Annotated in this window: 11 protein-coding genes; 9 read left to right on the plus strand and 2 right to left on the minus strand. The window is 40.7% G+C overall.

The window, feature by feature from the left end; all coding sequences use genetic code 11:
- The 9 genes from SFB89_RS08160 (at position 1) to pgm (ending at position 13,324) form a co-directional block, all read left to right on the plus strand.
- The gene (locus SFB89_RS08160) at positions 1-2,034 is read left to right on the plus strand and encodes an alpha-amylase/4-alpha-glucanotransferase domain-containing protein (protein ID WP_331774192.1); all 2,034 of its coding nucleotides are present in this window, start codon (positions 1-3) and stop codon (positions 2,032-2,034) included.
- On the plus strand, positions 2,027-3,049 hold the full coding sequence (locus SFB89_RS08165; RefSeq protein WP_331774193.1) for a galactose-1-phosphate uridylyltransferase: 1,023 nt from the start codon (positions 2,027-2,029) through the stop codon (positions 3,047-3,049). The genes SFB89_RS08160 and SFB89_RS08165 overlap by 8 nt, the downstream gene beginning before the upstream one ends.
- Positions 3,050-3,052: 3 nt before the next feature.
- On the plus strand, positions 3,053-4,447 hold the full coding sequence (locus SFB89_RS08170) for a glycogen synthase (protein ID WP_331774194.1): 1,395 nt from the start codon (positions 3,053-3,055) through the stop codon (positions 4,445-4,447).
- Positions 4,444-5,286: an ROK family protein gene (locus SFB89_RS08175; protein ID WP_331774195.1), complete on the plus strand. Its 843-nt coding sequence runs from the start codon at positions 4,444-4,446 to the stop codon at positions 5,284-5,286. Before SFB89_RS08170 ends, SFB89_RS08175 begins: the two co-directional genes overlap by 4 nt.
- On the plus strand, positions 5,279-6,748 hold the full coding sequence (gene glgA, locus SFB89_RS08180) for a glycogen synthase GlgA (protein WP_331774196.1): 1,470 nt from the start codon (positions 5,279-5,281) through the stop codon (positions 6,746-6,748). Before SFB89_RS08175 ends, glgA begins: the two co-directional genes overlap by 8 nt.
- 9 nt (positions 6,749-6,757) lie before the next feature.
- Entirely contained in the window at positions 6,758-8,671 is a 1,914-nt protein-coding gene (gene glgB, locus SFB89_RS08185; RefSeq protein ID WP_331774197.1) for a 1,4-alpha-glucan branching protein GlgB, read from the plus strand.
- A gap of 81 nt (positions 8,672-8,752) precedes the next feature.
- The gene (locus tag SFB89_RS08190; protein WP_331774198.1) at positions 8,753-9,997 is read left to right on the plus strand and encodes a glucose-6-phosphate isomerase; all 1,245 of its coding nucleotides are present in this window, start codon (positions 8,753-8,755) and stop codon (positions 9,995-9,997) included.
- 9 nt (positions 9,998-10,006) lie between these two features.
- Entirely contained in the window at positions 10,007-11,650 is a 1,644-nt protein-coding gene (glgP, locus tag SFB89_RS08195) for an alpha-glucan family phosphorylase (protein WP_331774199.1), read from the plus strand.
- Positions 11,651-11,659: 9 nt separating this feature from the next.
- A complete protein-coding gene (gene pgm / locus SFB89_RS08200) occupies positions 11,660-13,324 on the plus strand; it encodes a phosphoglucomutase (alpha-D-glucose-1,6-bisphosphate-dependent) (RefSeq protein ID WP_331774200.1) in 1,665 nt (554 codons plus the stop codon).
- Between the two features lie 4 nt (positions 13,325-13,328).
- Here the strand turns inward: pgm and SFB89_RS08205 are convergent, their stop codons facing one another.
- Entirely contained in the window at positions 13,329-13,589 is a 261-nt protein-coding gene (locus SFB89_RS08205) for an EscU/YscU/HrcU family type III secretion system export apparatus switch protein (protein WP_331774201.1), read from the minus strand.
- Complete coding sequence (fliK, locus tag SFB89_RS08210; protein ID WP_331774202.1) at positions 13,582-14,538, minus strand: flagellar hook-length control protein FliK; 957 nt, start codon at positions 14,536-14,538, stop codon at positions 13,582-13,584. The genes SFB89_RS08205 and fliK overlap by 8 nt, the downstream gene beginning before the upstream one ends.
- Positions 14,539-14,543: the final 5 nt, after the last annotated feature.

Below are 14,543 nucleotides of genomic sequence, written 5' to 3' on the forward strand. Positions count from 1 at the left end.
ATGAAAGAAGTCAGCTTACTTTTTGGAGTTCATCTGCATCAACCCGTCGACAATTTAGGCTTTGCCGTCGATGAAGCCATCGAAAAGTGTTATCGACCTTTTTTCGAGACAATGCTCAACTATCCAGAATTCAAATTTTCACTTCATTGTAGTGGTTGGCTTTTGGATCAAATCCGACTCCATCATCCTGATATTTTTCAAGCGATGAAAACTCTCACAAAAAAGGGGACGATTGAGTGGATTAGTGCGGGATTTTATGAGCCCATACTCAGCGTTATCCCCTCTCATGATCGTGTCGCGCAGATTGAGAAACTCAACACCTTTATCAAAAAACATTTCAAGAAAGAACCTCACGGTTTATGGTTGACTGAGCGCGTTTGGGAATCCTCAATCGTGCCCGATCTCAATAAAGCAGCGATGGAATTTGCCCTGATTGATGATTATCATTTTTTAAGTAGCGGTTTTGATGCCAACTCGATGGATGGGTATTTTCAAACTGAAGAGAGTGGCAAAAAACTCGCCCTCTTCCCAATCTCAGGGGCCTTGCGCTATGCACTGCCTTTTTTCAACACAAAACGCGCGATTGATGCGATTTTGGATTGTAAAAAGCATGATGATTCTGCGGCGATTATCTTCGATGATGGTGAAAAATTTGGACTTTGGCCTAAAACTCATGAATGGGTTTATGAAAAAAAATGGCTTGAAAAATTCATCGAAGCGGTATTAGAAGACACCCGAATCAAAACCGAACATTTTAGCGATTATCTGAGACAAAACCGCTCTCGGGGTATCGCATATCTCAATAATACCTCCTATTTTGAGATGGGTGAGTGGAGTTTGAAAAGCGAACAAACGCTTGGCTTAGAAGCACTCAAAACGCAAGTAGGAACCGAATATTTTGATCATGAAGGCATCGCCTTTATCAAAGGGGGTATCTGGAAAAACTTTTTTGTCAAATATGAAGAGAGTAATTACTTACACAAAAGAATGCTCTATATGAGTCAAAGGCAAGCTCAACTCAAAACCAAAGCCAAAGAAAATCTCTACAAACTCCAAACCAATGATGTCTTCTGGCATGGGGTATTTGGAGGATTGTATCTACCCAATCTCAGAGACAATGCCTACCATTATTTAATGGCATTAGAAAAAGAGTTTGCAACCAAAAACATCCAATATGAAGTCAGTGATATCGATATGGATGGGTATGATGAGCTCAAAGTCCTCAGCAAACAACTCTCATTGGTATTCTCATCCAAAAATGGTGCTCAAATGATAGAATTTGGCACTTTAGATGGGGGTTTTAATTGGCAAAATACGCTCACAAGAAGAAAAGAAGCCTATCATGATAAGATTTTAAATCCCTCCGCACCCGCCCCCATCCAAGACCATCATGAGGATGCCATCGCGACCATTCACCACGCGCCCGAACAGATTGATGAGAGACTGCGAGAAAATCTAATTTTTGATTGGCATTTGAAATACTCTTTTGTAGATCACCTCTTGCTAGAACCCATCCAACTCTCGCAATTCAAAGCAGCAACGTTTAGAGAAATCGGTGATTTTGCCAATCAACCGTTTGAACTTGATGCAAAAAACCAAACATTTACTCGCCAAGGGGGTATCTATCTAGAGCAACACTACCCAACAGAGTTGAGTAAAAAATTCTCTTTTTCTCACACCATGGTCTCTTTAGATTGCCATGTGAAAACAGACTATAAAGGCGTGCTGTATTATGGTGTCGAATTCAATCTGCATTTTGCCCACCCCAAAGAGGTACGCTTTAATGGTGAAGCGATTCTAGATGGCCTTGTTTTGCACCACTTAGAACAGCTCATTATTTTCGATTCCTTTACCAACAAAACGCTCACCTTGAGCATGAACCAACCCTTTGATTGCACTGCATTTATCTTAAATACCGTCTCACAAAGTGAGAATGGATTTGATTTGGTCGCACAGCAAATCTCGTTTATCCTCACACTTCCATGTCATGATGATGAGCATGTCACCTTGAGTTTAGGAGTTAAAGATGTCTGAAATACGATTGGATTTACTTAAAAACAGATATACCTTGATTGCTCCAGAGCGATTGCATCGTCCTGATTTTTATAAGCATCAAGAACAACCAAAAATCAGTGAAGCCGCCTGTCCTTTTTGTGAAGGCAACGAGACGATGACCCCTCCTGAAATCTTTGCGATGCGAAGCAATGAAGCCAATGCCCCTCATTGGCTCACGCGTGTTGTTCCCAATCTCTTCAAGGCTGTTCAAATCGAACTTGAAGACAGATCCAGACGCCAGGGATTATTTGAGAGTATTCCCGGAGTCGGTGCGCACGAAGTCTTGATTGACTCTCCTTCTCATACTCACGATTGTTCCAATTTAAATGTCAATGAGATAGAAAATTGGCTCAAAAGTATCATACGTCGGATTACGGATTTGAAAAAAGATACCCGACTCGTTTATTTGAGTGTCTTTAAAAACCATGGCATCAACGGTGGCGCCACACAAGAACACCCCCATACACAAATCTTAGCCTTGCCGATTATGCCCAAAACCGAATTGGCTTTTTTAAAGCACAATATGGAATATTATCGTTTGCATGGCAGAGGAAAACTCCAAGATATCGTCGAAAATGAAAAATTTTCTAAAGACAACAGAGTGATTGGTGAGCGAGGGAATTTTATCGCATTTTGCCCATTTGCTAGTAGTTTTCCTTTTGAAGTCATGATTGCACCGACCAAAAATCTCGCCAATCTCGATGCTTGTGATTCTGATGACACCAAAGACCTCTCCGCTCTTTTAAAAGAAACATTTGCCAAACTCAACTCCCAATTGGGAGATTTTGATTATAATCTTTATTTCAAACTCTCTCCGCTTAATAGCAATTTTGAAAATGAAATCTATATGCCTTATCTACAAAAGAATTTTCGATTTAGCCTGAGTATTATCCCTCGAAACTATCGGTTCGGTGGATTTGAACTCTCATCAGAGATGATGATCAACCCAGTCGCCCCTGAAGAGTGCGCCAACCTTTTAAATGCAAAAGAGTAACACATGAAGGTTTTATTTGCCTCAAGCGAAATCGTACCTTTTGCCAAAAGCGGCGGACTCGCCGATGTCGCAGCAGCGCTACCAAAAGCACTCAGCACATCGCTGACAATCGCACGCGTGATGCCACTTTATGGTTTCATCTCAAAAGAGAGACTCACACCAACGCCTTACAACTTTTCACTACAGCTAGGAGGTATTTCTTATGAGATTGTAATCTATCACAGTGAGCAAGATGGCATGCGCACCTATTTCATCCAAGCACCGCTTTTGAGTGATACTCAACACTTATATGGCGATCATGAAGCCTATGCCAACAACGATCTGCGCTTTGGAATTTTTAGTAAAGCCTTGGTGTATTTGGCCCAAGAATTACACATCGATATTTTACATCTCAATGATTGGCACAGCGCGCTTGCGGCGTTGTGGCTAAAGGAAATCTATCCGCAAGCAAAGAGTATTTTCACCATTCACAATCTCGCTTATCAAGGGATTTTTGAAAAAGAATCTTTGAAAAGATTAGGAATTAGTGAAACCCACTTTACGATGGAGGATCTCGAATTTTACGGCCAATGCAACTTCATGAAAGCAGGCATCAAATACGCCAATGCCATCACGACAGTGAGCCCACATTATGCCAAAGAAATCTTGAGCCCTGAATTTGGCTGTGGATTGGATGGATTTTTAAACCAACACAAAAAGAAGCTAACTGGCATCATCAATGGCTTAGATACTACGCTTTTTAATGCCAAAAGTGATCCTGCACTTATTGCAAATTTTGATGAAAAGACGCTAAAAAATAAAAATAAAAATAAAAGCTACATGCTCAAAGAGACCAAACTCAAAGATATCAAACGCCCTCTTTTTATCATGATAAGCCGACTCACCGAACAAAAAGGTTTTGATATTCTGCTTCAAAGTCTTGATGCACTCTTGGCACAAGAGCTAAATCTCTTGCTATTGGTCGATGGAGCCAGTCCTTATCAAACAGCACTGCAACAGGCCGCCGATACGCATCCTAATATGGCGTTGCGCTTGGGATTTGATGAAAACCTCTCCCATCAAATCTATGCTGCGGCGGATTTTTTCTTGATGCCTTCACATTTTGAACCTTGCGGACTCGCACAGATGATTTCGTATCGCTATGGCGTGATTCCCATCGTTAGAGATACCGGAGGATTGCATGATAGTGTGCATGAAAACAGCCGCCAATGCGGTCAGGGCATACGGTTCAAACAAGCCACAGGCAATGCTTTAAAAAGAGCCATCAATCGGGCCTTAATACTCTATCACAACACAAAAAAGAAGCAAGAGATACAACGCTTCAATCTTCACTGTGATTTCTCCTTTGAGCACAGCGCACGGGAGTATCAAAAACTCTATCAAGCGGTACTATCATGATACTCGCCATTGATGCGGGGGGAACCCATCTAAGAGCCCTACTTTTAGAGAAAGAAAAAGAGGTAGCATCTTTTGAGGCCAAAAGCAGTGAGATGCCACTAGGAAGTTGGTTGACCTCTCTTTTAGAAAAAAATCCTAAAATTCGTACCGTTTGTATCTCATTTGCGGGACAAGTGAACGATGGCACCATCACAGCCGCGCCTAATATGACTGTGGATATCCCCGATATCAAAACCCACTTTGAGCGCCATTTTCCCATCACACTCTATATCGAAAATGACCTGAAATGTGCCGCAATTGCCGAGGCAAAAGCACACAAAAGTGCACATCTTTGTGCGCTTTATGTGGGTACGGGTATCGGACTTGGTGTCATCGAAGCAGGAAAACTCATAAAAGGTCATGATAATTTTGCCACTGAAATCGGGCACATCCCATTTTCACCAGCACCATTTGCATGTGGTTGCGGCAGGGATAATTGCTTGGAACTCTTTGCGTCTGGTTCAGGTCTTCACAAATGGGCACGCTATTACAATCTAAAACCCAACCAAACGCTTGACTCATTAAAAACATCACAAGAACCCCACGCCCAAAAGATTGTCACACAATTTGAAAATGCGCTCTTACACGCAGCCGGTTGTGTGATTACGCTTTTTAATCCTGAGATTTTAGTCCTAGGAGGTGGGATTATCGAGGCCAATGGTTTTTTAGTCGATTTTATCAAAACCAATATTCACACCACTGCATTGAAGCATTCAGTAAAAAATGTTATGATTGTCAAGAGCAATTTGAAACACGCCCCATTAACGGGGGCTACGCTATTAAAGGAATCTTATGTCTAAAGATAAATTAAAAGTCTTATTTGTCGCCGCAGAAGTTGTCCCCTTTGCCAAAACCGGAGGACTTGCAGATGTCTCAGGTGCCCTGCCAAAAGCTCTTAAAAAACTTGGGACTGAAATCATTGTCGTCATGCCACGATATTACAAAATCGACAAAAGCCAACTGCAAGCATTACCCGGTGCGCTAGGCGTTCCTATGGGACCCATTGGTGAGCTTTGGTGCGAAGTTTTTACCAGTTTTATACCCGGGAGCGATGTACCGATTTATTTCATCGATTATGAGGCTTATTTTGGTAGAAGTGCTTTATATGATGAAGAGGGCGAAGCTTATGAGGACAATGACAATCGATTTATCTTTTTATCAAAAGCCGCCTTACAACTCAGCAAAAAACTCTCCTTTCAACCCGATATTGTACACGCCAATGATTGGCATACGGCAATTCTTCCCATCTTGTGTCAAACACGCTTTTACGAAGATTTTGCCAACACGGCCTCCGTACTGACCATACACAATCTCCAGCATCAAGGAGAATTTTTCAAAGGTGCGATGGATGTCATGGAGGTGGGTTGGGAACATTTCAATCCTATGGAATTTCAAAAATATGAGAATGTCAATTTTCTAAGAGGAGGAATTGCCACAACTGATGCCCTCACCACTGTTTCTGAAAAATATGCCCAAGAAATTCAAACACCCGAATTTGGATTTGGCTTAGAGGAGCATATTCGCGCTCATCGTGGAAAGTTATTTGGTATTTTAAATGGGGTGGATTATCATGAGTGGAACCCCAGTTGTGATGACCATATCGCCGCCTATTATGATAGCGATGATATGAGAGGTAAAGCCCTATGCAAACGGGATTTACAAGAGTATTTTGGACTTAAAGTCGATGACAATATCCCGCTGATTGGTTTTGTTGGAAGATTTGCAGAACAAAAAGGACTCTCCATGATTGCTGAGGCAATCAGAGGACTTTTGGATTTAGACTTACAAATTGTCATCTTGGGTACCGGAGAAAAATGGGCAGAATTTTTCTTTGGTGAAGTCGCAGCAAAACACAGAGACAAATTGGGCGTACATATTGGATATAGCAATACCTTAGCCCACAAAATAGAGGCAGGCAGTGATATGTTCTTGATGCCTTCTTTGTTTGAGCCCTGTGGCTTAAATCAAATCTATTCACTGCGCTATGGCACACTCCCCATTGTCCGTGCCACCGGGGGACTGGATGATACGATTATAAACTATGAAAATGACAATCCAAATAGTAATGGTTTTAAATTTTATGAACCCAGTGCTTGGGCACTGTATCATACCATCAAATGGACACTAGAGGTGTATCACAATGAAAAATCAGAATTTTTCCAAATGCAACAACGCGCTATGGCGTTACGATTTGACTGGGAAAAAGCAGCACTTTCTTATATGAAAGTGTATCAGTTCGCACGCGACAAACATAATAACTAGGATTAGATTATGACACATGAAATGTATTACGATGTGAGTCTCTTTAGTGAATTAGATATCTATCTTTTCAAAGAAGGCACCCATACACAACTCTACAAACACTTAGGCGCACACCCCATGATGCGAGAAGATGAAGCTGGCGTTTATTTTGCACTTTGGGCTCCCAATGCTGAAGATGTGAGTGTGCGTGGAGATTTCAATAATTACGATATACACGCGCATAAACTCAAAAAAAGAGAGGATAATTCGGGTATTTGGGAAGGCTTTATCACAGCAGTTCCACAAGGTTGTAGCTATAAATATCATATCTTTACCGCCACACAAAATGCTAATGCAGACAAAGCCGACCCGTATGCTTTTTATGCAGAAATTGCGCCCCACTCTGCCTCGCGTGTTTGGGATATCGCTAATTTTCAGTGGAGCGACGAAAAATGGCTCACCAAACGTCAAAAACAAAATTCACAGCGCGTACCGATTAGTGTTTATGAAGTGCACTTAGGCTCATGGAGAAGAAAAGTCGAAGAAGATAACCGATTTTTAACGTATGAAGAATCGGCCCTTGCCTTGGCCCGTTATCTCAAAGAGATGCACTTTACGCATGTCGAACTCCTGCCCATCACAGAATATCCTTTCGTCGGCTCATGGGGCTATCAAGCCAGCGGATATTTCGCCCCCACAGCACGCTATGGTAGCCCACAAGATTTCATGACATTTGTAGATATTATGCATGCTCATGATATTGGAGTCATTTTAGATTGGGTGCCCTCTCACTTTGTGACAGACGGTCATGGTTTGATGAATTTTGATGGCACTTGTTTGTATGAACATGCCGACCCAAGAAAGGGATACCACCCACAATGGGGCAGTGCTATTTTTAATTATGACCGTAATGAAGTTCGAGAATTTCTCATTAGCTCCGCCATGTTTTGGTTGGAGATGTATCATATCGATGGCATTCGCGTGGATGCCGTGGCTTCGATGTTATATCTCAATTATGCGCGAGAAGATGGGGAATGGATTCCCAATGAATTTGGGGGAGACCTCAACCTTGGTGCTATCAAATTTTTACAACAACTCAACAAAACCATAGAAGCTTTTTATAGTGATGCCATGATATTTGCAGAAGAATCTACCAATTTCAATAAAGTCACCGGTGCGGTTGATGAGGGAGGATTGGGATTTGATTATAAATGGAATATGGGTTGGATGCATGATATTTTGAAATACATGAAAAATGACCCGATTCACAGACAATATCATCATAAAGACCTCACCTTTAGTTTCGTCTATGTTTACAATGAAAACTATATCTTGCCATTGAGTCATGATGAAGTGGTGCATATGAAAGGCTCCCTCATCAACAAAATGCCCGGAGACAATAATCAAAAATTTGCCAATTTACGTGCCATGTATGCCTTGATGTTTGCGCATCCTGGCAAGAAACTTCTCTTTATGGGTGGAGAATTTGCACAATTTGCAGAGTGGCATTATGAGCAGAGTTTGGATTGGCATCTTTTAGATTATGCACCACACCAAGGTATCAAAAATTTGATTAAAACACTCAACACACTCTATCGAAGTGAACCAGCACTCTATGAGGGCGATACTTCACCGGATGGATTTGAGTGGATTGATGAAAATGATGCACAGGCTAATGTCATCACTTTTATGAGAAAAAGTCACGATGATACGATTATTGTCATCTGTAATTTTTCAGATAAAACCCATACCGATTACCCAATAGGATTGCCTCAAGAAGGAGAATATGTCGAGATATTTAACTCCCAATCAGCCGATTTTGACGGTTGGGAAGAGCCAAGAACAAGACGCATACACACCATCAAAAAAACACAACACGGTAGAGATTATATGGCACATGTGACCTTGGGGTCACTTAGCGTTATATATCTTAAAAAAGTTTGAGTCGATGTACTCTATTTGTGCAGAAAACCTTTGGTAATGCATTAATATTTATGTATAATAAATTATAATCAGGAGGATAAGATGTTAAAATTTGATAAACAATTTAAAAACAAAAGTGCACAGTCAAATGAGCAGATACAAGATGTCATCAAAATTCTTAAAGATGAGATGGACACCAATGCGGTAGGATACTACAAACTTCCAAGCCTCTCACAAGAACATATCAAGACTTTAGAAGGTCTTGATTTTTCCAAAGTGTCACAAATAGTTGTCATCGGAATCGGTGGCTCATCCCTAGGCATCAAAGCAATCGATCAAATTTTGAGACCTTATAGTAAAACCGCTAAAGAGATGATTTTTTTAGAAAACTCTGACCCTGTGAGTATTAGCCAAAATCTCAATAAAATACAAAAAGAAAACGCCTGCTTTTTTGTCATTTCAAAATCAGGTTCTACTATTGAGACCACATCCATATTCAAGACTCTTATTAAGTTTTGCGATATTGATTTGCATCTCAAAGCGGATCAACAAAGAGTCTATGCCATCACCGATGAAGGCTCAGCACTTTCAGATTTTGCTAAAGCCAATAAAATATTAGAATTTAATATCCCTGAGAATGTAGGGGGCAGATTCTCAGTGCTCAGTGCTGTTGGAGTGGTGCCTCTTTATATTGCAGGATATGATATGGCAAAAGTCCTCCAAGGTGCAGGCGCATTTGTGGAGCGTTTTTTCAATGGCGAAGAGACCCATCTCATAGAAAAAGCTTCTTATCTCGTCCAACAGGCCACCCACACTCCTATCAATGTCCTCTTTTCCTATGCTGATCGTTTGGAGCATTTTACCAAATGGTATGTGCAATTGTGGGCCGAATCTTTAGGCAAGGTGGATAAAAAAGGCAAACACGTGGGACTCACACCGGTCGGATTGATTGGTGCGGTAGATCAACACTCCTTCTTACAACTCATTATCGAAGGACCCCGTGACAAGTGTGTCACCTTTATCAAAATTGATGATTTTAAAGCCGATTTGAGTATTCCGGACATCACCCTCAAAGGAATCGAAAAAACCAATTTTATCAATAAGAAAAAATTCAATCTTCTCATCAATGCACAATGCGATGCTACGATGCAAAGTCTTATAGACACGAAAGTAGACACCGATATCATTACGATAGATTGTGTCACACCGGAAAATGTCGGTGCTTTGATTATGTACTTTGAGCTACTGACCTCAGTGGCTGGAATCAAACTCAATATCAATACGTACGACCAACCTGGTGTTGAACTGGGTAAGCAAATATTATATAAAAATTTACAAATCAATTAAGGGATAAAAATGAATCTATTTTCATATGACATCAATAAAAAATATAACAAATCAGTCGCCTACTTTTCAATGGAATTTGCGATTGATCAAACACTCAAAATCTACTCAGGAGGTCTTGGATTTCTTGCAGGCTCACATATGAGAAGTGCGTATGATTTACGCCAAAATATTGTCGGAATTGGACTGCTTTGGAGTTTTGGATATTATGATCAATCACGCAATGAAGACCGAACGCTGCGTCCTGTTTATACGCGAAAATTTTACTATTTTTTAGAAGAACTCGAGCCAAAAGTCACGGTTAAAATTCATGGTGAAGATGTTGTCGTCAAAGCATTTTTAGTCAAACCCGAAGTCTTTGGTGCCGCACCATTGATTTTGCTCTCAACTGACACTGATGAGAATGACTACCTTGCACGAACCATCACACATAAACTGTATGATGGCAATGAGCGTACCCGAGTCGCGCAAGAGATTGTCCTTGGAATCGGAGGGGTAAAAATCTTAGAGGCCCTCCAACAAAAGATTGATATTTATCATATGAATGAGGGTCATGCACTCCCTTTAGTGTATGAACTCTACAACAAAACTCCCGACATGGAAGCCATCAAGAAACAGGTCGTTTTCACCACCCATACGCCGGAGAAAGCGGGAAATGAAGAACATAATATCAACTTTTTACATGATATGGGATTTTTCAATGGTTTGGATATGCCAACCGTTCGCAAGATTACCGGCTACGAACATGAAGATAACTTTAGTCTCACCATAGGCGCTTTGCGTAGTGCTAAGATTGCCAATGCCGTATCTAAAATCCATGCAACCGTCTCCAATGAGATGTGGGCTCATGTCGAAAATCGTTGTGAGATTATCTCGATCACCAACTCACAAAACAAAAAATACTGGACTGACAAAACACTCACAAGAAACCTAGATGAACACGAGGATTATGAACTCAATGCCAGAAAAAAACACCTCAAAAAAATCCTCTTTGATGTCGTAGCGGATCAAACAGGCAAAATGTTCAATCCAGAAGTGTTGACTATTGTTTGGGCGCGTCGTTTTGCCGAATACAAAAGACCCGGACTTTTAAAATATGATTTTGAACGTTTTGAAAAATTAATGAAAAATAGTGAAATGCCCATACAAATCATCTGGGCAGGAAAACCTTATCCGACCGATTATGGTGCGATTGATCTCTTTAATGAATTGATTAATATCAGTCATCATTACAAGAATATGGCCGTGTTAATTGGCTATGAACTCACACTCTCAAAGATGTTAAAACAAGGCAGCGATGTCTGGCTTAATACACCAAGAATCACTCGAGAAGCCAGTGGAACCAGCGGTATGGCCGCGAGTATGAATGGATCCATCCACTTTTCTATTGATGATGGATGGCACCCTGAATTTGCGCGCGATGGCAAAAATGCCTTCACGATTCCAGCGGTTGATCATACATTGCCCCTAGAAGAACAAGATCGCTTGGACAATCAACACATGATGGATATCTTGGAAAATAAAATCATCCCGACCTATTACAAAGAACACACACAATGGTTGGAGATTATGAAAAGTGCGATGACAGAGATCGAAATAGAGTTTGATTCAAGCAGGCAAGCCGATGAATATTATGAAAAAATGTTTAATTATTAAGAGGTTATCATGAGCACTACAATCCACCCCAACGCAGGGAAATTACCACCCAAAAGCTCTTTGTGTAACATTCCTGAATTAATCAGTGCGTATTACACCCAAAAACCCGATATCACAGTAAGTGCAGAAAAAGTGAGTTTTGGTACTTCTGGTCATCGTGGAAGTTCTCTTCACAATAGTTTTAATGAAGCCCATATCCTAGCTGTGACACAAGCGGTATGTGAGTACCGAAAGCAAGCAGGGATTGATGGAATTTTATTTATGGGGATGGACACACATGCCCTCTCTTACCCCGCACAAATCACTGCACTTCAAGTGCTCACGGCCAATGAAGTGCGCGTTTATATCGCAAAAGATAGTGGCTATACCCCTACTCCGGTCATCTCTCACGCGATATTGACACACAATAAAGAAAACAACACCGCGCAATGTGATGGTATCGTCATCACACCCTCACACAATCCCCCCACAGATGGTGGGTTTAAATACAATCCGCCTCATGGAGGGCCAGCAGATACGGATGTGACAGATTGGATTGAAAAAAGAGCCAATGCTATCTTAGAAAACAATCTCAAAGATGTCCGCGTCCTCAGCCTTCATGAAGCACTCCAATCGCCTTACCTCACGCAATATGATTACATCACACCTTATGTCAAGGATTTGGATACTATTTTGGATATGAATGCCATCAAAGAATCAAAAATACGCATTGGAGCTGATGCTATGGGAGGGGCAGGATTGGCCTATTATAGTGCTATAAAAGAGTATTATGGGCTCAATATGGAAATTTTTAATAACCATCTTGATGCGACCTTTTCTTTTATGCATTGTGATAAAGATGGCAAAATTCGCATGGATTGCTCCTCTCCTTATGCTATGGCGGGTTTGATTGATATGAAAGATGACTTTGATATTGCCTTTGGGAATGACACCGATTTTGATCGTCATGGTATCGTGACTAAAAGTGTGGGACTCATGAATCCCAACCACTACCTCAGCGTTGCAATCAACTATCTCGCTCAAAACAGGCCTCAATGGAGTAGTAAACTGGGTATCGGCAAGACCTTAGTCAGTAGCTCCATGATTGATCGTGTCGCACAAAGCTTGCACCGAAAAGTAATCGAAGTACCCGTAGGTTTTAAATGGTTTGTATCAGGGCTGATTCATGGTGAGATATTTTTTGGAGGGGAAGAGAGTGCGGGGGCTAGTTTCTTGAGAAAAGATGGCTCGGTATGGACAACGGACAAAGATGGTATTATCATGACCCTTCTTGCTGCTGAGATTTTAGCCACCACACATAAGGACCCTGGTGTTCACTATCAGGAACTTACCCAAAAATTTTCCAATCCTATCTACAAACGTATTGATGCCCCTGCGGATGAAAAGCAGAGAAATATCCTCAAAAATCTCAAACCCCAAGACATCAAAGCAACCACTTTGGCCGGAGAGAAAATTGAAGCAATTTTGACCAAAGCACCGGGCAATAACGCTCCAATTGGCGGGTTAAAAGTTCAAAGCCAAAATGGCTGGTTTGCGATTCGTCCATCGGGAACTGAGGCTATTTATAAGATTTATGCTGAGAGTTTTATCGATGAGGCACACTTAGCATCCATCCAGAAAGAAGCACAAGCCATCGCCAATAGTGTATGGGGAAAGACAAAAGATACGCAATAAAATCTTATTTTTTTGTTAGTGTATAGATAAACTGAAACACTTCCGCAACAGCCTTATAGAGGTTTTGCGGAATCTCTTGGTCGATTTCCACCTTGCTTAAAAGCTCCACCAAATCTTCATCTTTTTTGATAGGAAGTTGACACTCTTTTGCAATTTTAATAATATTTTTGGCCACGTCACCTTTGCCTTTGGCTTTGATTCTAGGAGCTTTATCTTTGTCTTTGTTATATTTTAATGCGACGGCTTTTTGGATATCTTTAGGCATGCAGATTAATTCCCTCACCCGTCTGTAAAGATGTCACCATGGATTGGATTTCTTGTTTGATAGAGTGGTCTTTGCGAGCATCATACATATATAAAGAAGAGACAATAAGCCCTGCATTTTGGATGGCTTCTCGCAGCACATCGGAGTATTCATTCAAAAGTTTTAAAAAGTTTTTATTTTCAGTAAAAAAAGAAATTGAGGTATAAACATCATCAAAAAGCATCGCAAAAACATCAATATCCCCAAACTCTTTCAGCGTCAGATGAATCTCGCAAAAAAATCTTTTCTCTTTCAATTTTTTGATACTGATATTGCCACCTTGTAGCCCTTCCCATGAAAAAGGAAGGTATAATATCGTCGTGTGAGAACATAATGCCATCAACTGATAATAGTGAATACTCATCAGCACTTTGTCCACTTTTGCTAAAAGATCTAGCGGCGGGATGGGATTTTGTGTTTTTAAGTGCTCTTTTATCTGAAGGAGGGAGGCTTTGATATCTCCCAAGATACTCTCTTTTATAGCAGGATTTTGTAAATTTTCTTTAGAATTTTGCGCCAATTTGGATTCAAAAAAGAGACCCGATTTTTCGATTTGTTTTTGTAAACCTTGTGCATCTAATGTCTTAATATCAACGAAGAATTTATCCAAGTTAATCACCGTCTTAGATAAAAGCGCCTCTTGTTTGATCGCATTCATAATGGATTGAATATCTAGCATTGTCGCTTTTAAATTCAAAGATATATCAATCTGTCGCAAACTGTTTAAGATATGCGCTTCAGATTGCGTTTTGGAAAACAACGCTTCAAAAAGCGCATCAAGCGTCTTTTGAATGGATTGCTTTGGTATGGAAGAGGAGGACAAGAGTGGATTTGGATTTTTATCAACGGTTGTACTCTTTAAAACATTTGTATCATGATGGCCAGATACATTGGTTTTTGAAATATCCATATTAC

The organism is Sulfurospirillum sp. 1612, assembly GCF_036556685.1.
GTDB lineage: Bacteria > Campylobacterota > Campylobacteria > Campylobacterales > Sulfurospirillaceae > JAADIZ01.

Bases quoted from the DNA above. Each gene is read 5' to 3' on its own strand.
- SFB89_RS08205 (WP_331774201.1), bottom strand. From the start codon at position 13,589: ATGCCTAAAGATATCCAAAAAGCCGTCGCATTAAAATATAACAAAGAC.
- SFB89_RS08160 (WP_331774192.1), top strand. From the start codon at position 1: ATGAAAGAAGTCAGCTTACTTTTTGGAGTTCATCTGCATCAACCCGTC.
- fliK (WP_331774202.1), bottom strand. From the start codon at position 14,538: ATGGATATTTCAAAAACCAATGTATCTGGCCATCATGATACAAATGTT.
- pgm (WP_331774200.1), top strand. From the start codon at position 11,660: ATGAGCACTACAATCCACCCCAACGCAGGGAAATTACCACCCAAAAGC.
- glgB (WP_331774197.1), top strand. From the start codon at position 6,758: ATGACACATGAAATGTATTACGATGTGAGTCTCTTTAGTGAATTAGAT.
- glgA (WP_331774196.1), top strand. From the start codon at position 5,279: ATGTCTAAAGATAAATTAAAAGTCTTATTTGTCGCCGCAGAAGTTGTC.
- SFB89_RS08175 (WP_331774195.1), top strand. From the start codon at position 4,444: ATGATACTCGCCATTGATGCGGGGGGAACCCATCTAAGAGCCCTACTT.
- SFB89_RS08165 (WP_331774193.1), top strand. From the start codon at position 2,027: ATGTCTGAAATACGATTGGATTTACTTAAAAACAGATATACCTTGATT.
- SFB89_RS08190 (WP_331774198.1), top strand. From the start codon at position 8,753: ATGTTAAAATTTGATAAACAATTTAAAAACAAAAGTGCACAGTCAAAT.
- SFB89_RS08170 (WP_331774194.1), top strand. From the start codon at position 3,053: ATGAAGGTTTTATTTGCCTCAAGCGAAATCGTACCTTTTGCCAAAAGC.
- glgP (WP_331774199.1), top strand. From the start codon at position 10,007: ATGAATCTATTTTCATATGACATCAATAAAAAATATAACAAATCAGTC.